Here is a 19,442-nt window from a genome sequence, read left to right on the forward strand (position 1 = left end):
AATCCCCTCTTTTATAAGACAAGGCGGTTTCTCTAGAAACCGCCTCGGCTTTTCATTAGCCCTTCAGCTCAGCCATTCGTTTTTGAACAGCGTCACGCTTTGCCACATAATCTTTTTCTTTTTCACGTTCTTCATCAATTACGTGTGCAGGCGCTTTTTTCATAAATCCTTCATTTCCAAGTTTCTTTTGGACGCGCTCGACTTCTTTCGTCAGCTTATCGAATTCTTTTTGCAGACGGGCAATTTCTTCATCAATATTAATTAAGCCTTCAAGCGGAAGAATAACCTCTGCTCCTGAGACAACGGCCGTCATCGCTTTATCAACAGCCTCGATATCCGTGCCGATTTTAAGAACGCTCGGATTCGTAAAGCGTTCAACATATGAACGGTTCGCTTCGAGGCGGGCTGCTATTTCGTCTGTGCTTGTTTTAATATACAGTTCAACCTGCTTGCTCATTGGCGTATTGACTTCACTGCGGATATTACGCACAGAACGGATCAGCTCAACAAGAAGCTTCATGTCAGCTGCCGCTTCCGTATCAGTATGCTCCGGCACGACAACAGGCCATTGACTTACTGTAATCGATTCCCCTTGGTGAGGAAGGTGCTGCCAAATTTCCTCCGTTAAGAATGGCATAAACGGATGGAGCAGACGCATCGTTTGATCAAGCACGTAAGCAAGGATGGAACGGGTAGTTTTCTTAGCCGCTTCGTCTTCTCCATAAAGCGGAAGCTTCGCCATTTCAATATACCAGTCACAGAAATCATCCCAAATAAAGTTATATAAATGGCGTCCGACTTCACCAAATTCATATCGGTCAGCAAGCTGGGTCACGTGCTCGATCGTTTCATTTAATCGCGTTAAAATCCACTTGTCAGCGACTGATTTTTCGCCTGACAGATCAAGCTCATCGTACGTCATGCCATCCATGTTCATTAATGCAAAACGAGAGGCGTTCCAAATTTTATTGGCAAAATTCCATGTCGATTCCACTTTTTCATAGCTGAAGCGCAGATCCTGGCCAGGAGAGCTTCCAGTCGCAAGGAAATAACGCAGAGAATCAGCTCCGTACTTGTCAATGACATCCATCGGATCGACACCGTTGCCAAGAGATTTACTCATTTTCCGGCCTTGCTCGTCACGGATTAAGCCATGAATTAAAACATCCTTGAACGGGCGCTCGTTTGTAAATTCAATGCCTTGGAAAATCATGCGTGACACCCAGAAGAAAATGATGTCATACCCTGTCACGAGAACGTCTGTCGGATAGTAGCGTTTAAAGTCTTCAGCTGTTACATCAGGCCAGCCCATTGTGGAGAAAGGCCATAGCGCAGAACTGAACCATGTGTCCAGCACGTCTGTATCCTGTTCCCAATTTTCGCTATCCTCCGGCGCCTCAAGCCCGACATATAGCTCTCCTGTTTCTTTATGATACCAGGCAGGAATACGATGCCCCCACCATAACTGACGGGAGATACACCAGTCGCGAATGTTTTCCATCCAGTGTAAATACGTTTTTTCAAAACGGTCAGGCACAAAATTGACTTTTTCTTCTTTCTTTTGCAGCTCAATCGCTGCATCAGCAAGCGGCTGCATGCGCACAAACCATTGTGTAGAAAGATAAGGCTCCACAACAGCCCCGCTTCGTTCACTATGGCCGACAGAATGCATATGATCCTCGATTTTAAAGAGAACTCCCGCTTCCTGTAAATCTTTTACGAGCTTTTTACGGCATTCAAAACGATCCATACCTTGATATTGCAATGCATTTTCATTCATCGTGCCGTCTTCATTCATGACAAGAATGCGTTCTAAATTGTGGCGGTTGCCAAGCTCGAAGTCGTTCGGATCATGAGCAGGCGTAATTTTCACCGCACCTGAACCAAATTCCATATCAACATAGTCATCACCGACAATCGGAATTTCACGATTTACAATCGGCAGGATCACCGTTTTTCCGATAAGGTGTTTATAGCGTTCGTCTTCAGGGTGAACGGCAACTGCTGTATCACCGAGCATCGTTTCAGGACGTGTCGTCGCAATTTCAATTGAACCTGTCCCATCAGCAAGCGGATAGCTCATATGGTAGAATGCGCCTTGAACATCCTTGTAAATCACCTCAATGTCGGATAGGGCTGTCTTTGTCGCTGGGTCCCAGTTAATAATATATTCGCCTCTGTAGATCAGGCCTTTTTCATAAAGCTTAACGAATACTTCCCGTACCGCTTTGCTTAAGCCCTCATCCAGCGTAAAACGTTCCCGGGAATAATCAAGGCCAAGACCTAATTTCGCCCACTGGCTGCGAATAAAGTCAGCATACTCTTCCTTCCACTTCCACGTTTCTTCGAGGAATTTTTCACGGCCCAAATCGTAGCGGGATTTGCCTTCTTCACGAAGTTTCGCCTCCACTTTAGCCTGTGTCGCGATGCCGGCGTGGTCCATGCCAGGCAGCCACAGCACATCATAGCCCTGCATGCGCTTCATTCTTGTTACAATGTCTTGCAGCGTTGTATCCCATGCGTGGCCAAGGTGTAGTCTTCCAGTTACGTTTGGCGGCGGGATGACAACAGAGTATGGCTCTTTTGCTTGGTCACTGCCCGCTTCAAAAAATTTGCCTTTTAGCCAAAAATCATATCGGTCTTTTTCGACCGCTGCCGGATCATATTTCGTCGGCATTGTTTGTTCATTCGTTTCCATCATAACCCTCCAGCATGTTTAAAAATGGCTGAGAACGAAAAAAGAGCTCTTCATCCCTGTAAAAGGACGAAAAACTCTTTCGCGGTACCACCTTTTTTCATGAACTCTATCAGTTCATGCACTTATAACAGATAACGGGTGTTTCCCGAATTTCTCTACTCTTCCTTCAAGAAATTATGCTCCCGGGCGACCTTCCAATCAGACAGCATAAGAAGCCTTTCAGCAAACGGCTTCTCTCTCTGCATGCGCCTTTTTTGTACTCTTCCCGTTCTAAGCAGGTGTATTTATCAGCTCATTGTATACATTATTTATGTTCTTTATTATAGTAAAAGTGTTTTTGATTCGTCAATCATCTTTTCCAAAAACACCGCTTTCTATACAGATAGGCAGGCACCTATTGCCCAAGTTTACATATGATGCTTGTAAATGCGTAGAGGAGGATGCACTGTGAAGAAACGTTTCAGCTCTTATTCGCTGCCGCCATGGGTCAGGCAAATTCGGCTTGTATCCGCACAAGTGATTATTCCCATTACGATTTTTCAAGGAATCAGAACCATTTTCTTTCCGACAACCTTTGATGTTTTGCTGCTCGCAATCCTAATCTTTTTAGCTTGCGCCCTTCATTTAGAATGGATATAAACAAACAAGTCCGCGCCATTAAGACGTGGACTCGTTTTCAGCCTGGAATTTTTTCTCTTGTTCAATCTGATGAATTTTCATCACAAACGGCTCTATATTTTTCATTTGCCAATACGCCTTTAATAATTGTGTACATTCTTCTTTTTCATGCTGTCTTTTCCCGGCTTGATAACCGTTCAGCACCTTGTACATGGCTTGCGGATAAGCCATATAGCTGAGAAATAGACTGACTTCCGCTTCACGTAAAGGAAATGATTTCGTGTATCCATAAAACCATTCGACGCATTCCGGACAAGCTTTCGGAAAGCCTCTGAACATTTTTGTAAAAAAGCCGAGCAGGTCGTTTTGCGGCGGGCCGACAGAAGCTCTTTCGAAGTTTGTAAAATATCCCGTCCCGGTATCATTATATAGAAAATGGTGTATAGACAGGCTGCCGTGGTTCATTACAACCCTTGAAACATCCTTTTCCTTTGCCGACTCATACCAGTCCTCCAGCCGCTCCAGCGCAAAGTTCACCGCGGAAATGGTTTCTGAAAAATAGGTGATGGCCTGAAGTTCAAAAGGAGAAAGGTACCACTCCTTCTCTGCTCTATCCACAAACTGTTCATAGAAGATCTTATCATGTTCCCACTTTTTTTTCGTTTGATCGTAATACCGTTCAATCTCATCACGCCTAACCTTTAGTTCCTGCATGGTTCTTTCGTGAAGGCGGGCTGTCTCTCTAAATAAATAAGCATGTTTCTGATCACGTTCTTCTTCTTGGTCAAATTGGAGCCAAGGCATTAAATAGTAGGTATCTCCGTATTGCCTGCCTGCTGAGAAAAACTCACCGCTATTTGTTCTGTATACGGGAACAAAAGAACGAAAACCTTTTTCCTCAATCGCCACCATATGATCTGTAAATTGCCTGCCGCGACCCTCTTTCAACTTTTTCAGGGCGAATACGCCGTAGTCTGTATACACTTTCCAAACAAGAGGACTGACAGGCTCAATAAATTGAGCAGTCAGTCCGTATTCCTGAAGAACCGATTGGGTATCTTCCATTTCATTCACCACATTTTCCGATCGCTTACGGTTTATGCATGGCTATTTTTATATTGAGGAATATAGAGAATCTGTCCTGCTTTTAATTCATCATCCAAGGCTAAAGAATTCATCCTGATCAGCTGCTGGGATGTAATTTCATACCGTTCGCATAAACGTTCGATCGTATCTTCCTGCTGCACAATGCAGATTTTCATTCTCGAAAACTCATCCTCTTCTCTTGTAAAAAGTTTCGTTAGATAAAGAGAATTATCACTTTCCTTTGTTTGAGGTTCCTTCGTTTCAGCAGCAGGAGAAACCCTAGGAACAGCATTCGTTTCCTTCCTTTCAGTCTCAGAGGATTCAGGCAGCTGGAAGGATTGAAAAGGTGTTTCTTCCATAGGCTCTTCAGCCGGTGGTGTTTTTCTCACTTCAATTTCGAAGCTTTCGTCCTCTTGTTCTTCCTCCTCCAGCAGCTTAGGCGCTGAATAAAAAGAATCCTCCTCTTCTTGTTCGGGCAGGAAGGTACGATAGGCCGGTTCAGGCGATTCTTCTTGGGATGCCTCCTCCGAGCCTGTTTTTTGATTGAAATGGAAATGCAAATCGGCTTTGTCATTCTCCGCATATACAGCTGAAGCTGATTCTCTGCTATCTTCTATGGAGAGAGCGGCCTCTGGTACATTCTCCAAAGCTCCATCCGGTTCCGGCTCTTCTTGACAAAGCGCCGTACCAGTCTGATCCGATTGAGGCTCTTCTTCATTTTGAGCCTCTTGACGCAATGCGTATTCATGAATAGATGTTTCTGCTTTTTCCTCTTTGACCACAGTCTCTGAATGATGTTCAGCTTCCAATGCAGGCGATTCTTCTGCGCCAGCGTGTTCACGAAGCTCATCCTCCGCTGGAGAGTCTGCTTTTTCACGAACATCTGCTGCAGCTGCTGGCTCTGCCGTTTCTTTTTTTGCTTTACCGATCTCTTGAATCTCTATTTCTGAAGCAGCAGGTTCTGGCTCCGATTCTGCTGTTTCCGATTCTGTACGAACCTCTGCTTCCATCACTGCAGGCTCTTCAGCCTCGTCTTCCTCTTTTCCATCTTCTCTGGCCTCTGGTTCTGAAGCAACCGATTCAGGCGGCTCAGATTCTGCTTTTTCTGTCTCCAGTTCTTCACGGAGTCCTGCTTTTGAGACAAAAAGTTCTGGCGGTTCATCCTGAAGAACTGCTTTCTCTGCCGATGATGCACCTGGTTCTTCTACATTATGTGCCGGCGGCTCTGAAAGCTCTGCCTCCCTGAACGCCTCAGAAGCTTCATATAAAGGTATCTCCGGTTCTTTGTCTTGCGTATCATCTAAAAGACCTTCGATCGCTAAATCAGCTTGAATTGTTAAAATGCGCGAATCCGTTAATTGATAGTCAAATGCGTCAATAAAAACAAAGACATCCTGTAAATGGCTCACTTTATTTTTTGGAATGGTAATATCCACAGGAAAACAGTGAGCCAGTTCCGCACTTCCATCCTCTCTCTTTCTGACTTGCTCAACAAACCGCTTATCTGTATACATCTCTTCGGTATGTTTGTTTTGATCTATGTTGTACTCACCTGTAAGTTCAAGCGATCCTCTGATTGATACATAATCATTTACTTCCTGAACCCTGATATCAGGATCTAATGAAATTGAAAGCAGTTCAGAAACTTCCTGTCCTTTTTGGAAACAGATCGATTCTTCTACAGAAAATTGCAATCGATGATTTTGCGGCAAGTTCATATCCTCCTTTCATCTAATCCTTAAAATTAGATGTCACTAAAGGTGTATGTATGAACTGGAGAAAATATGAGTGGGAGCGCACGAAAAAACCGGCACAAGGAGTCCTTTATGCCGGTTTTCACTCTTATCTGCGGCTGATCTCAGCAAATACGTTCTCAGCTGCCTGAATTGTGTTTTCAATATCTTCATCAGTATGGGCCGTTGAGAGAAACAGTCCTTCGAATTGTGATGGCGGAAGGAAAACCCCTTCATTTGCCATCCCTTTATAATAGCTTGCAAACAGCTTCAAATCTGATGATTTCGCTGTTTCATAATTGATGACAGGTTCGTTTGTAAAGAAGAAACCAATCATGGAGCCTGCACGGTTAAAGGTATGCGGAATGCCATGTGCCTCGGCGGCTTTTGAAATTCCTTCTTCCAGCCTGTCTCCTTTTTTGATGAAATTCTTGTAGGATTCAGGTGTCAGCTGCTTCAATGTCTCTAATCCAGCCGTCATCGCAAGCGGGTTGCCTGACAATGTACCCGCTTGATAGATCGGACCGCTCGGAGCGATCTGTTCCATGATTTCTGCCTTTCCGCCATAAGCGCCAACAGGAAGTCCGCCCCCGATTACTTTTCCTAAACAAGTCAGGTCAGGCGTTACGCCGAAGTAGCCTTGAGCGCAGTTATAGTCGACGCGGAAGCCTGTCATCACTTCATCAAAAATCAGCAGGGAGCCATATTGCTCAGTGATATCACGCAGACCCTGCAGGAAGCCTTCTTGCGGCGGAACAACGCCCATATTTCCGGCAACCGGCTCTACAATGACTCCCGCAATGTCTTCACCGAATTGCTGGAAAGCAAGCTTTACACTTTCTAAATCATTATACGGAACGGTGATGGTGTTTTTTGCAATACCTTCAGGCACACCAGGGCTGTCAGGCAGACCGAGGGTGGCTACACCTGAACCTGCTTTAATCAAGAGGGAATCGCCGTGTCCGTGGTAGCAGCCCTCAAATTTTAGAATCTTGTTGCGGCCCGTATAGCCCCTTGCCAAACGGAGGGCGCTCATTGTAGCCTCCGTTCCGGAGCTGACCATACGTACAATTTCTACAGATGGCACACGATCAATGACGAGCTTTGCGAGTTCATTTTCCACTTCTGTCGGAGCACCGAAGCTTGTCCCGTATTCAGCCACTTTTTTAAGGCTTTCAACAACACGGTCATTCGTATGTCCTAAAATTAAAGGCCCCCATGACAAGACGTAGTCAATATATTCATTCCCGTCAATATCAAAGATTTTCGAGCCTTTTCCGCGCTCCATAAAAATCGGGTCCATGTCTACCGATTTAAATGCGCGAACGGGACTGTTCACACCACCCGGCATGAGTTTTTGCGCTTCTTTAAAAGCCGTTTTTGATTTTTCATAGCTTCTCATCTGCCTCAACTCCTGTCAACTGAATAAAATTACTCCGCAAGCCATTTCGCTGCGTCTTTCGCATGATACGTAATAATCAGGTCGGCACCCGCGCGCTTCATGCTTGTCAAAATTTCCAACACGATTTCTTTTTCTTTGATCCAGCCGTTCTGCGCTGCAGCCTTCACCATTGAATACTCTCCGCTTACATTATAAGCGACGAGCGGCAAAGCAAACTCATTTTTCACGTCACGCATGATATCCATATAGGAAAGCGAAGGTTTGACAATCAAAAAGTCCGCGCCTTCCTCGACATCTGATTGTGCTTCGCGGAGTGCCTCCATACGGTTGGCAGGATCCATCTGATATGTTTTGCGGTCACCAAATTGCGGTGTGCTGTTTGCTGCGTCACGGAACGGACCGTAAAACTCACTTGAATATTTTACAGCGTAAGACATGATTGGAATATTGACGAATCCTTCTTTATCGAGCGCTTCTCTGATCACTGTAACAAATCCGTCCATCATGTTTGATGGCGCAATGATATCCGCACCTGCCTTCGCTTGGCTGACAGCTGTCTGTGCTAAAAGCTCAAGCGATTCATCATTGAGGATGACCCCATCTTTGACAAGTCCGCAATGGCCGTGGTCTGTATATTCGCATAAGCACGTGTCAGCGACAACCACCATTTCAGGGAAGTGTTTTTTAATTTCCGTGATGGCTTTTTGAACGATACCATGATCATGGTACGCTTGAGTTCCGCAATCATCCTTTTCTTCCGGGATGCCGAACACGATAACAGATTGAATTCCCAGTTTGACCAGCTCAGCTACTTCATCCTTCAATAGATCTAATGATACATGATAAACATCAGGCATTGACGGAACAGCTTTTTTGCCTTCAAGCCCTTCTACGACAAAAATCGGATAGATAAAATCGGATGGATGCAAACGTGTTTCCTTTACCATCTCTCTCATTGCATTTGATGTCCGCAGGCGGCGGTGTCTATTAAATGATTGACTCATATTCTCTCTTCCTCTCTAGACATGCTGCACATTAACTCAAGCATGCCATCTATTGTAAATGTATCTGGTGTATACGATGTAATGCCATACGTCAGAAGGGCGTCCCTTGTTAAAGGTCCGATGGTGATACAGGCAGTCTCATTCGCCTTCCACTTTTTTAATTCTTCTCCCAAGACATGCATAAACGTATGTACGGTTGATGAACTCGTAAATGTTACATAGTCAAAGGAATATTGACCCGCAGCCTTCTTCAGTGCCTTGATGCCTTCTTCGTCCGGAATCGTTTCGTAGAGAACCCATTCCTTCACTTCAAAACCGAGCGGAACAAGCTCTTGTTTTATCACATCACGTGACAAATTCCCCTTCATCACGGTAATCCGCTCTCCCGGTTCAGCATGCTGCTTAAGAGCTGCAGCCAATTGTTCAGCAATATAGTCCTGTGGCATCACATCAACCGATACGTTATGCGTTTTTAAACGGCAGGCGGTTTTTTCACCGACGGCCGCAATTTTTTTATGTGCAGGGAGAATAAGCTGATTTTCCTTCAGATAAGAAAAAAAGAAGTCTGCCCCATTCACGCTTGTAAAAACAAGCCAGCCTGGCGCGGCAAGATCCTCTCTCACCTGTTCCGCAACATCATTCGGCAAAGCGGGGCGAAACGTAATCAAAGAGGTCAAAACCGCTTTTCCGCCGAGCGCCTCCACTTTGTGCCGGAATGATGTAGCCTGTGCCTTATTCCGGGTGACAAGCACTGTTTTTCCTTTCAGGGGAAAATCATTTTCCATCCTCATCAAGCTCCCGTTTTACACGATCAATTAAATCTTTTGCTCCTTTGTCAGCCATAAGAGCGGCACAACGCTTTCCTACTTCCTCCGGATCGTTCCCGGTGACGGTTTCTTTAAAAATGATTTTGCCGTCAGGAGAAGCGACAAGCCCTGTCATTTCAATTTCATCCTGTCCGTTTAACACAGAGTAGCCTGCGATCGGAACCTGGCAGCCGCCCTCCATCGCATTTAAAAAAGCACGTTCTGCCAAAACAGTCCGTTTTGTATATTCATCTGTAAACTGAGAAAACAACGCCAACAGCTCTTCATCCGATTCTCGGCACTCAATCGCCAGTGCTCCTTGCCCCACAGCAGGCAAACAGCGCTCAGGCTCAAGGAATTCGGTTACGACATCCTGCTTCCACCCCATTCTGGAAAGGCCGGCAGCGGCTAAAATAATCGCGTCATAATCCTCTGTTTCAAGCTTTTGAAGTCTCGTATCTATATTCCCTCTAATCCATTTAATTGTAAGGTCAGGCCGCTCAATCAAAAGCTGTGCGCTTCTTCTTAAACTGCTTGTGCCAATGACAGCGCCTTCCTTCATTTCTGAAAGCTTTACGCGATTCTTTGAAATAAGGGCATCACGAGGATCTTCCCGTTCAGGAATACAGCCGATCACAAGGCCTTCAGGCAAAACAGCAGGCATGTCCTTCATGCTGTGCACTGCCATATCAATTTCTTCGTTTAAAAGCGCTTGTTCAATTTCTTTGACAAACAGCCCTTTTCCACCCACTTTTGAGAGTGTGACATCGACAATCCGGTCACCCTTTGTCACGATCTCTTTAATTTCAAAAGTAAACGAAGGGTTGATTTCTTTCAGTTTTTGGATAACCCATTTTGTTTGAGTCATAGCGAGTTTGCTTCGTCTGGAACCTACTTTAATCGTTCTCATCATTTCTTTCCTCCCGAATCTGCTTGGGACATCATTTAACTGAACCAATGGAATTGCGACAGGCTTCCAAGCAGGAAATAATTGATCATCAGCACGAGAAAACAAGCCGTATTCCACAGTGCAGCGACCTTTCCTTGCAGCTCTTTAATCAGCCTGATATAAAGATAATAGCTGTACAGCAGCAGGACGACAAATGAACCAAGCACTTTGGCGTCAAACCAATACAGCGTTTCTAGAGAGACATATGCCCAAATAACGCCGAGAATCAAACTCAGCAGCAGCATCGGAACGCCGATCACATTTAAAACATACGCCATATAATCAAGCTTTGATAAATCTTCTATTCTCAACAGCCATTTTCCCCACTTTTTCTTTTTCAGCAGATGATATTGAAACATGTACAACACAGAAAAAACGAAAGAAAGGGAAAAAGCGCCGTATGAAAGAATCGCCATTGTAATATGAATCACCAAAAGTTCTGACACAAGCTGCCCGGAAAAAGCCGCTGACTGCTGCTCTGTCGGTGAAAATGTGTGAATGGCGATCATAGAAAATCCTATAACATTTGTAAAAAACACAATAAAGTCAACACGTAAAAGCTTTGTCAATACAAGTGACAGCGTGACAAGCACCCAGGCATAAAAATAAAGCGCCTCCGTCACATTTAATACCGGAAACCGCCCCGTCACCCACATAAAATAGGCCAAATACACGGTTTGCAGAGTCCAGACAATAGAAAGCAACCAGAAGGCCATTTTTCCAGCCTTCCGGTTGTGTTGAAGAAAATCTATAAAATAAAAGAGTACACTTAACGCGTAAATGACGATTGTCCCCTCATTAAGTCTTGCCATTGCAGTATCAATCATTCAGCTTTCACTCACTTACAAGTGGGCTAAAGCCCGCTTTTGATTCAGCCTTTTTAAAAGAGTGGACCTTCTGGCTGCTTTCAAGGGTTTTCATCATTTGACGTCCCGCAGCTTCTTCAATATCAAAAATCTGCATAAACAACGCGAGCTTTTCTTCAGAATCAACATCTGCTGCAAGCTCTTTCACCTTTAAAATCGGATCACGCAGCATTTGGTTAATGATACTTTTGGTGTGTTTGTTCAACAGTTTTTTCTCTCTTGTGCTTAAGTGAGGCAGCTTACGCTCGATGCTGTCCATCGTTTCTGACTGGATGGCAAGCGCCTTTTCGCGCAATGCAGAAATAACCGGCACAACACCAAGTGTATTCATCCATTGTTTAAATTCGACAATGGTTTCTTCAATTAACAGTTCAACTTTTTCAGCGGTTTCTCTCCGCTCTTTCATGTTCGCTTCTACAATGCCTTCCAGATCGTCGATATCATAAAGAAAAACACCTTCAAGATCATTCAGCGCCGGATCAAGATCTCTAGGCACTGCAATGTCCACCATAAACAGCGGACGTCCCTTGCGAAGCTTATTCGCGTTTTCCATCATCTCTTTGGACACGACAAATTCACTTGCACCGGTTGAACTGATTAGAATATCAGCCTCCGCAAGCGCGCTTTCAAGCTGATTCAAGCTTCTCGCTTCACCGGAGAAACGGTCAGCAAGCTCTTTCGCTTTCAAGTATGTTCGGTTAATGACAGTGACCTTGCCGATTCCTTGTCCGTGCAGGTTTTCTGCAGCAAGCTCGCCCATTTTTCCCGCACCGAGAATCAATATGTGCTTGCTTGAGAGATTTCCGAAGATTTTTTTAGCAAGTTCAACTGCAGCATAGCTTACAGACACCGCATTTGAGCCAATGTCTGTTTCGGCGTGAGTCCGTTTGCCCACTGTAACAGCCTGCTTAAACAGCTCATTAAAAATAGTCCCGATCGTTTTTTCTTGCTGAGCTGTTTTAAAGCTGTCGCGTACCTGTCCGAGAATCTGCGTTTCACCAATCACCATCGAATCCAATCCGCAGGCTACACGGAATAAATGCTCAACAGCTGCATCGCTCTCATAAAATGTTAAGAACGGTGACAGCTCTTCTTTGCTTAATTGAAACCAATCAGCTAAGAACTTTTTTATATAATAACGGCCGGTATGGAGCTGGTCGACTACCGCATAAATTTCAGTGCGGTTGCAGGTGGAGACAATGATGTTTTCCAGAATGCTTTTCTCTTCTTTCAGCTGCACCATTGCGTCTGCCAGCTCATTCGGCTGAAAACTTACTTTTTCACGTATCTCAATAGGGGCGGATTTATAATCTACTCCCACAACAAGTATATGCATCGCTTTAATTACACCCCCAACACCCAATCTTAATTTATAATTATTCTAACATAGAACTCATTATTTATAATAATTATAACATAGATTCTTTCACAAAATGTGAACAGATTTTAAAATTCTTATGCTATATTAGAAAAAGCTTCAGGGAAAAGAAGCATTCCTATTGACAATACCAAAAACAGCAGAAATTTACTACACATCAGCTCTAAAAAACAAGAAGGTGATATGCATGAAACAAAAATCAATTTTATTCCCTTGTCTGCTGCTTGCCGCTTCTGTATATGCTTGGCTTGAAAGCGGCCAAGCGGAACTGTTTTCAGGACAGGATCAATGGCCTGTTCTCCTCATGCTGTTAGGCGCAGCCTTTGTATATCAAGGAAAAAAAGAAGCCGTTGCACCCCATTTCTTTATCGGTTTGCTTCTCTTCGGGATCGGTTTACACTTTTTTGCCAAGCCGAAATGGGTATGGTGGCCGGATGATTTTGAAATGCTTCTCTTTATGATCGGCTTCTCACTACTCGTTTCAACCGTTCAAAAAAAAGAATATGTATATGAGGCTGTGTCGATGATTTGTTTTTCCCTGTTTTTGTACTTTTTCAAACAAATTATGGCGTGGCTTGAGTCTGCGCATATTCCAACAGCACTTCTGAAGGAGTATTGGCCGTTTGTCTTTATTGGAATCAGTTTATTGTTATTATTGATAAAACGGAAAAAATCTATACGATAAATAAAACCGGTAGAGGATTCTCTACCGGTTTATCATTTTTTTGATCGCTCCCCAAGCTTCGTCTTTCCCCTTTTTCGTTTCTGAGGAAAAGAGAATCAGCTCGTCTTCCGGATCAATATTTAATGTTTGTCGGACAACCTTCGCGTGTTTGTCCCATTTTCCTTTCGGGATCTTATCCGCCTTTGTAGCGATAATAATAACAGGAATGCCGTAATACTTTAAGAATTCATACATCTGTACATCATCATTGGATGGCGCATGCCGCAAATCAACGATCTGTACCACTGCTTTTAATTCCTCGCGTGTCGTGATATAGGTTTCAATCATTCTGCCCCAAGCTTCACGCTCAGACTTTGACACTTTGGCAAAACCGTACCCCGGCACATCCACAAAATGCAGCTCATCATTGATAATATAGAAATTAAGCGTTTGTGTTTTTCCAGGCTTTGACGATGTTCTCGCAAGATTTTTGCGATTGATTAATGAATTGATAAAAGACGATTTTCCTACGTTTGATCTTCCGGCCAATGCAATTTCCGGTAGCCCTCCTTCAGGGTACTGTTCCGGTTTTACTGCACTGATCACGATTTCTGACTTTGTGACTTTCATTTCTTCTCTCCTACTAAGGCATGTTCCAAAACTTCGTCTAGGTGGGATGCCAATTTAAATGTCAGCCCCTCTCTGACGCTTTCAGGAATATCCTCTATATCTTTTTCATTCTCTTTAGGCGCAATAATGGTCTTCAATCCCGCTCTATGTGCGCCAAGCGCTTTTTCCTTCAGTCCGCCGATTGGCAGCACGCGCCCGCGAAGCGTAATTTCCCCAGTCATGCCGACTTCACGAGAAACTGCCCGCCCCGTTAAAGCAGAAACAAGTGCTGTTGCCATCGTAATGCCGGCTGACGGACCATCTTTAGGCACCGCACCCTCTGGTACATGTATATGAATATCATACTTCTCATGAAAGTCAGGTTCAATGCCAAGTTCTTCTGTTTTGGATCGCACATAGCTGAATGCTGCCTGAGCTGACTCTCTCATTACATCTCCGAGCTTTCCAGTCAGGATTAATTTCCCTTTTCCCGGTGAAAGCGATACTTCAATCGAAAGCGTATCTCCGCCAACGGTTGTATACGCAAGCCCTGTCACTACACCAACTTGATCCTCTGTTTCAGCTTGTCCATATCTGAAAATGCGTTTTCCGATAAAATCTTGAAGGTTCTTCTCAGTAACCGTAATCCGTTTTCGCTCTTCAGCAACAATGGCTTTTGCAGCTTTTCGGCAAATTGCGGCAAGCTGGCGTTCAAGGCTTCTTACACCCGCTTCTCTCGTATAGTAACGAATAATATCAAGAATCGCCTGATCACGCAGCTGCAAGTTGCTTTTCTTCAGCCCGTGTTCTTTGATCTGCTTTGGAAGCAAGTGATCCTTTACGATTTCGAGTTTTTCTATTTCTGTGTAGCCTGCGATATTAATAATTTCCATTCTGTCTCTGAGCGGGCCTGGAATTGTAGCCAAATTGTTCGCCGTTGCGATAAACAGCACTTTTGATAAATCAAAGGTTTCTTCAATATAGTGATCACTGAAGCTGCTGTTTTGCTCTGGATCAAGCACTTCAAGCATAGCAGATGACGGGTCTCCTCTAAAATCAGATGACATTTTGTCAATTTCATCTAATAAGAAAACTGGATTCAGCTTGCCGGCTTTTTTCATCCCCTGAATAATCCGTCCCGGCATTGCTCCGACATAGGTTCGTCTGTGTCCGCGGATCTCTGATTCATCCCGTACTCCTCCGAGTGAGATCCTGACGAATTTCCGTCCCAAGCTTTTTGCAATTGATTTGGCTAAAGACGTCTTTCCGACACCTGGAGGTCCTGCCAAACAGAGGATCGGGCCTTTCAGGGATTTTGTCAGCTTCTGGACAGCCAAATATTCTAAAATACGTTCTTTTACTTTTTCAAGTCCGTGATGCTCTTCGTCCAAGAGACGTCCTGCTTCTTTCAAATCAAGCTTATCATCTGTTTCATCCGTCCACGGGAGAGCAATCAGCCAGTCGATATAGCTGCGGATGACGGAGCTTTCCGCAGAACTTGACGGAATTTTTTCATATCGGTTCAATTCCTTAAGGGCTGTTTCCTTCACATGATCAGGCATGCCTGCTTCTTCAATTTTTTCAGTCAGCGTCTGAACTTCGCCAGTTTTGCCTTCTTTATCGCCAAGCTCTTTTTGGATCGCTTTCATCTGTTCACGCAAATAGTATTCCTTCTGCGTACGTTCCATTGAACGTTTGACACGCTGGCCGATTTTTTTCTCAATCTCCAGCACTTCTTTTTCATTATTAATAAAATCAATGACCTTGTTCAGCCTGTCTTTGACATCTGCCGTTTCTAAAATATCCTGCTTATCCTTTAGTTTAAGGGGCAGATGAGAAGCAACGATGTCTGCCATTCTCCCCGGCTCTTCGATATCAGTAACCGCGGCGTACGTTTCGGCCGAGATTTTTTTAGAAATTTTTATGTACTGATCAAAGTGGTCTAGCAAAGTCCGCATCAACGCTTCGTCTTCTGTATCTTTTGAATCATCTTCATGAATGAGTTGAATGTCAACCGACGTGTATTCCTCGTGTTCATTATATTTAACGATTTGGGCGCGCTTGAGGCCCTCCACCAACACACGAATCGTACCGTTCGGAAGCTTCAGCATTTGCTTAATTTTTGTATAGGTGCCGACAGTGAAAATCTCGTCTTCACCAGGTTCGTCTATCGAAATATCCTGCTGAGTGGCTAAAAATATCATATGATCATGCATCATTGCCTGTTCAAGAGCCTGAACCGACTTGTCACGTCCTACATCTAAATGCAAAACCATCGTCGGGTACACTAATAAACCTCTTAAAGGGAGGAGCGGGATGCTGCGTTTTAATTCTTCTGCCATGTGACTGACACCTCCGTGACTTTAGTATGAACCATTATAATACAACTTTTTCATCCTTGTACAATAAACGGCATGGTTCCATTTTCTATAAAACAGTCTCCTCGTAGTATACCCTTTCTTTCTGATATGAAAAAGGAAAAGATGTCCTTCATGAAAAAAACCCTATTATAAAAATAGGGTTTAAACGGATTCTTTATTAATTTCAATATGGAACGGTTTTTGTTCCGTTGGCGGATTCACTAAAATTTCATCAAGCACTTCTTGGAACGTCTTCACTGCAATAATCTCGATTTCGTCAATCTGCTTTAAGATCGCCTGCTGATTTTCATGTGGGATAATCACCTTTTTCGCACCGGACTGCTTGGCCGCTTTTATTTTCGGTATAACGCCTCCGATAGGTTTCACAAGGCCGTTCAAGCTGATTTCGCCTGTCATCGCAACGGTATTGTCAATAGGAATTTTGTGTATCGCCGAGAAAATCCCCGCCGCCATCGCGATGCCTGCTGACGGCCCATCAATCGGAACCCCTCCTGGGAAATTGATGTGAATATCATAATCAGACGGCTTCATTCCCATTGTCCGGAGCACGGTTAACACATTTTCAACCGAACCCTTCGCCATGCTTTTTCGCCTGATTGATTTTGATTGGCTGCCGATGCTTTCTTCTTCAGCAATTCCTGTGATATTAATTGATCCTTTATCTTGAGCCGCGGTTACACTTACTTCGATTTCCAGAAGCGACCCGCTGTTAGGCCCATAGACTGCAAGTCCATTTACAATGCCGACCTGCGGTTCAACACCGATTTTTTGCTCATGCTTCGGTGTAAGCTGACTAGAGTGGATGACCCATTCAATATCCTCAATGGTAATGTCTTTCCGATTCTCCGTAACAGCCATCCCCGCTGCGATTTGAATCATATTGACAGCTTCCCGTCCGTTCCGCGTGTAGCTGGTCAGCAGATCGAGGCCTTCTTCAGAGATATTTTTTTCAATTTTATCCGCTGCTGTTTTGGCAACAGTTTTCAGTTCGTCCTTTTCAAGCTCGCGGAAAAAAACCTCCAAACAGCGGGACCTGATAGCTGGCGGAATTTCGTTTGGCATTCTTGTGGTTGCGCCAATCAGGCGAAAATCAGCCGGCAGCCCATTTTGAAAAATATCATGAATGTGATTCGGAATTTGTGTATTTTCCTCACTGTAATACGCACTGTCTAAAAAGACTTTTCTGTCCTCAAGCACCTTCAGCATTTTATTCATTTGAATCGGATGCAGCTCCCCTATTTCATCAATAAACAGCACACCGCCATGGGCATGAGTGACAGCTCCCTGCTTCGGCTGCGGTATCCCAGCCTGCCCCATTGCTCCGGCCCCTTGGTATATCGGGTCATGGACAGAGCCGATGAGCGGATCGGCAATTCCTCTTTCATCAAAACGGGCTGTTGTCGCATCGAGTTCCACAAAAACAGCTTGCTCTTTAAACGGTGATTGTTTATGTTTTTTTGCTTCTTCCAACACAAGCCGCGCAGCAGCCGTTTTTCCAACTCCCGGCGGTCCATAGACAATGACATGCTGAGGATTCGGTCCGCACAAAGCCGCCTTTAATGCTTTAATACCGTCTTCCTGTCCGACAATATCTTGAAAACTTTTGGGGCGGACCTTCTCAGATAATGGCTCGGACAAGCTGATAGCGCGCATTTTCCGAAGCTGCTCCATTTCCTTCTTTGATTCTTTATCTATCGTGACCTTTTGTGTCCTTTGATTTTTAAGCAAATTCCAAAAATACAAACCAATGATGATCCCAAAAAACAGCTGAATAAATAACGCGATCCCTGTCCAACTCATGGTGGTCCCTCCTGAAAAACAATTTATGTATCCAATTCATTCCTCTGATTGCTAGTATCTCCCATAGGAGGCGGGAATAAACGTTTTTCCGGAAGAGTTTACATGCAAAAAACCTCCTGAATGATTCATTCAGGAGGTTTGTGTTTATCTTTATGCAGATGTTTTATCTTGGCTAACCTCAGTGCCGTCTTTTAATAAGAGGCGAGGAGGCTCTCCGTGTGTCACAGTTGCTCCGGTAATCACACATTTTTCAATGTCATCACGAGAAGGCAGCTCAAACATCACATCAAGCATGATGCCTTCAATGATAGAACGGAGTCCGCGTGCGCCAGTCTTGCGTTCAATCGCTTTTTTAGCAATTTCAGAAAGCGCTTCTTCTTCAAACTCAAGCTCAACGTTGTCAAGCTCAAGCATTTTCTTAAATTGCTTAACAAGAGCGTTTTTCGGTTTTGTTAAGATCGCAACCAAAGCTTCTTCGTCAAGCTTTTCAAGGCTTGCAATAACCGGAAGACGTCCGATAAACTCAGGAATTAACCCGAAGCGGAGCAAATCTTCAGGAAGCACTTTTGAAAGAAGATCTTCTTTCTCAAGATCAGCAGCTTTGTTGTCAGCACCGAATCCAATCACTTTTTGGCCTAAACGGCGTTTGATGATTTGTTCGATACCATCGAAAGCTCCGCCGCAAATGAACAAAATATTTGTTGTGTCAATTTGAATGAATTCTTGATGAGGATGCTTACGTCCTCCTTGAGGCGGCACGCTCGCCACTGTACCCTCAAGAATTTTAAGCAATGCCTGCTGTACGCCCTCACCTGACACGTCACGTGTGATAGACGGGTTTTCAGATTTTCTAGCCACTTTATCGATTTCATCAATATAGATAATGCCTTTTTCGGCTTTTTCCACATCATAATCAGCAGCTTGAATGAGTTTCAAGAGAATATTCTCTACATCTTCACCCACGTATCCAGCTTCAGTCAAAGATGTAGCGTCTGCAATCGCAAACGGCACATTTAAAATGCGAGCCAACGTTTGCGCCAGAAGGGTTTTACCGCTTCCTGTAGGCCCGATTAATGAAATATTACTTTTTGAAAGCTCAACATCATCGACTTTGCTGTTGGAGTTAATGCGCTTATAGTGGTTATACACAGCAACAGCAAGTGATTTCTTCGCTTGGTCTTGGCCGATGACATATTCATTCAAGATTTCACGAATTTCCTGAGGCTTTGGTACGTCTTTAAATTCTACTTCTTCTTCTGTTCCGAGTTCTTCCTCTACAATTTCAGTGCAGAGTTCGATACATTCGTCACATATATATACACCAGGCCCAGCTACAAGCTTACGAACCTGATCTTGTGTTTTTCCACAGAACGAGCATTTCAATTGTCCTTTTTCCTCGTTAAATTTAAACATTCTTTCACCCCTTAATCTTGTCTCACTTTTTCTTT

15 protein-coding genes and 1 other annotated feature are annotated in these 19,442 nt (G+C 44.1%); of the genes, 2 read left to right on the forward strand and 13 right to left on the reverse strand.

The features are described from left to right. Positions 1 to 55: 55 nt before the first annotated feature. Entirely contained in the window at positions 56 to 2,698 is a 2,643-nt protein-coding gene (gene valS / locus CDO84_RS13215) for a valine--tRNA ligase (protein WP_014664855.1), read from the reverse strand. A 59-nt stretch (positions 2,699 to 2,757) separates the two neighbouring features. After that, positions 2,758 to 2,980: a binding site (T-box leader), on the reverse strand. 165 nt (positions 2,981 to 3,145) lie between these two features. Between valS and CDO84_RS13220 the strand changes: the two genes are divergently transcribed. Next, positions 3,146 to 3,337 (forward strand): hypothetical protein, encoded by a 192-nt coding sequence (locus tag CDO84_RS13220; RefSeq protein ID WP_003222590.1) that lies wholly within the window; start codon positions 3,146 to 3,148, stop codon positions 3,335 to 3,337. 18 nt (positions 3,338 to 3,355) lie between these two features. Here the strand turns inward: CDO84_RS13220 and cotN are convergent, their stop codons facing one another. The 8 genes from cotN to hemA form a co-directional block, all read right to left on the reverse strand. Beyond that, a complete protein-coding gene (gene cotN / locus CDO84_RS13225) occupies positions 3,356 to 4,381 on the reverse strand; it encodes a spore coat protein CotN (RefSeq protein WP_040082261.1) in 1,026 nt (341 codons plus the stop codon). A gap of 32 nt (positions 4,382 to 4,413) precedes the next feature. Beyond that, on the reverse strand, positions 4,414 to 6,114 hold the full coding sequence (locus tag CDO84_RS13230) for a LysM peptidoglycan-binding domain-containing protein (RefSeq protein ID WP_040082260.1): 1,701 nt from the start codon (positions 6,112 to 6,114) through the stop codon (positions 4,414 to 4,416). 130 nt (positions 6,115 to 6,244) lie between these two features. Beyond that, on the reverse strand, positions 6,245 to 7,537 hold the full coding sequence (hemL, locus tag CDO84_RS13235) for a glutamate-1-semialdehyde 2,1-aminomutase (protein WP_040082259.1): 1,293 nt from the start codon (positions 7,535 to 7,537) through the stop codon (positions 6,245 to 6,247). Positions 7,538 to 7,566: 29 nt separating this feature from the next. Further along, positions 7,567 to 8,541: a porphobilinogen synthase gene (gene hemB / locus CDO84_RS13240; RefSeq protein ID WP_014664859.1), complete on the reverse strand. Its 975-nt coding sequence runs from the start codon at positions 8,539 to 8,541 to the stop codon at positions 7,567 to 7,569. Next, positions 8,538 to 9,326, reverse strand: coding sequence for a uroporphyrinogen-III synthase (gene hemD / locus CDO84_RS13245; protein ID WP_014664860.1), 789 nt, complete (start codon positions 9,324 to 9,326; stop codon positions 8,538 to 8,540). The genes hemB and hemD overlap by 4 nt, the downstream gene beginning before the upstream one ends. Then, a complete protein-coding gene (gene hemC, locus CDO84_RS13250) occupies positions 9,316 to 10,260 on the reverse strand; it encodes a hydroxymethylbilane synthase (protein WP_014664861.1) in 945 nt (314 codons plus the stop codon). The genes hemD and hemC overlap by 11 nt, the downstream gene beginning before the upstream one ends. Positions 10,261 to 10,292: 32 nt before the next feature. Continuing rightward, complete coding sequence (locus CDO84_RS13255; RefSeq protein WP_003222575.1) at positions 10,293 to 11,123, reverse strand: cytochrome c biogenesis protein; 831 nt, start codon at positions 11,121 to 11,123, stop codon at positions 10,293 to 10,295. A gap of 7 nt (positions 11,124 to 11,130) precedes the next feature. After that, positions 11,131 to 12,498 carry a glutamyl-tRNA reductase gene (gene hemA, locus CDO84_RS13260; protein WP_014664862.1) on the reverse strand — a complete coding sequence of 456 codons (1,368 nt, stop codon included), beginning with the start codon at positions 12,496 to 12,498 and terminating at the stop codon, positions 11,131 to 11,133. Positions 12,499 to 12,727: 229 nt separating this feature from the next. Here hemA and CDO84_RS13265 point away from each other — a divergent pair, with 229 nt between their 5' ends. Then, positions 12,728 to 13,225 carry a hypothetical protein gene (locus CDO84_RS13265; protein WP_015714465.1) on the forward strand — a complete coding sequence of 166 codons (498 nt, stop codon included), beginning with the start codon at positions 12,728 to 12,730 and terminating at the stop codon, positions 13,223 to 13,225. A 21-nt stretch (positions 13,226 to 13,246) separates the two neighbouring features. On the opposite strand, the gene yihA is transcribed toward CDO84_RS13265, so the two are convergent. From yihA to clpX, 4 genes are all read right to left on the reverse strand, one after another. Continuing rightward, a complete protein-coding gene (gene yihA, locus CDO84_RS13270) occupies positions 13,247 to 13,834 on the reverse strand; it encodes a ribosome biogenesis GTP-binding protein YihA/YsxC (protein ID WP_014114673.1) in 588 nt (195 codons plus the stop codon). Continuing rightward, on the reverse strand, positions 13,831 to 16,155 hold the full coding sequence (gene lon / locus CDO84_RS13275; RefSeq protein WP_040082258.1) for an endopeptidase La: 2,325 nt from the start codon (positions 16,153 to 16,155) through the stop codon (positions 13,831 to 13,833). The genes yihA and lon overlap by 4 nt, the downstream gene beginning before the upstream one ends. 180 nt (positions 16,156 to 16,335) lie before the next feature. Then, positions 16,336 to 17,994: an ATP-dependent protease LonB gene (gene lonB / locus CDO84_RS13280; RefSeq protein WP_040082257.1), complete on the reverse strand. Its 1,659-nt coding sequence runs from the start codon at positions 17,992 to 17,994 to the stop codon at positions 16,336 to 16,338. Between the two features lie 150 nt (positions 17,995 to 18,144). Next, entirely contained in the window at positions 18,145 to 19,407 is a 1,263-nt protein-coding gene (clpX, locus tag CDO84_RS13285) for an ATP-dependent protease ATP-binding subunit ClpX (RefSeq protein WP_003229613.1), read from the reverse strand. Positions 19,408 to 19,442: the final 35 nt, after the last annotated feature.

The organism is Bacillus sp. MD-5, from assembly GCF_002201875.1.
GTDB classification, from domain to species: Bacteria; Bacillota; Bacilli; order Bacillales; family Bacillaceae; genus Bacillus; species Bacillus stercoris.

Excerpts from the sequence above, each read along its gene's own strand:
- valS (WP_014664855.1), bottom strand. The coding sequence starts at position 2,698 with ATGGAAACGAATGAACAAACAATGCCGACGAAATATGATCCGGCAGCG.
- cotN (WP_040082261.1), bottom strand. The coding sequence starts at position 4,381 with ATGGAAGATACCCAATCGGTTCTTCAGGAATACGGACTGACTGCTCAA.
- hemL (WP_040082259.1), bottom strand. The coding sequence starts at position 7,537 with ATGAGAAGCTATGAAAAATCAAAAACGGCTTTTAAAGAAGCGCAAAAA.
- hemB (WP_014664859.1), bottom strand. The coding sequence starts at position 8,541 with ATGAGTCAATCATTTAATAGACACCGCCGCCTGCGGACATCAAATGCA.
- hemD (WP_014664860.1), bottom strand. The coding sequence starts at position 9,326 with ATGGAAAATGATTTTCCCCTGAAAGGAAAAACAGTGCTTGTCACCCGG.
- hemC (WP_014664861.1), bottom strand. The coding sequence starts at position 10,260 with ATGATGAGAACGATTAAAGTAGGTTCCAGACGAAGCAAACTCGCTATG.
- CDO84_RS13255 (WP_003222575.1), bottom strand. The coding sequence starts at position 11,123 with ATGATTGATACTGCAATGGCAAGACTTAATGAGGGGACAATCGTCATT.
- hemA (WP_014664862.1), bottom strand. The coding sequence starts at position 12,498 with ATGCATATACTTGTTGTGGGAGTAGATTATAAATCCGCCCCTATTGAG.
- CDO84_RS13265 (WP_015714465.1), top strand. The coding sequence starts at position 12,728 with ATGAAACAAAAATCAATTTTATTCCCTTGTCTGCTGCTTGCCGCTTCT.
- yihA (WP_014114673.1), bottom strand. The coding sequence starts at position 13,834 with ATGAAAGTCACAAAGTCAGAAATCGTGATCAGTGCAGTAAAACCGGAA.
- lon (WP_040082258.1), bottom strand. The coding sequence starts at position 16,155 with ATGGCAGAAGAATTAAAACGCAGCATCCCGCTCCTCCCTTTAAGAGGT.
- lonB (WP_040082257.1), bottom strand. The coding sequence starts at position 17,994 with ATGAGTTGGACAGGGATCGCGTTATTTATTCAGCTGTTTTTTGGGATC.
- clpX (WP_003229613.1), bottom strand. The coding sequence starts at position 19,407 with ATGTTTAAATTTAACGAGGAAAAAGGACAATTGAAATGCTCGTTCTGT.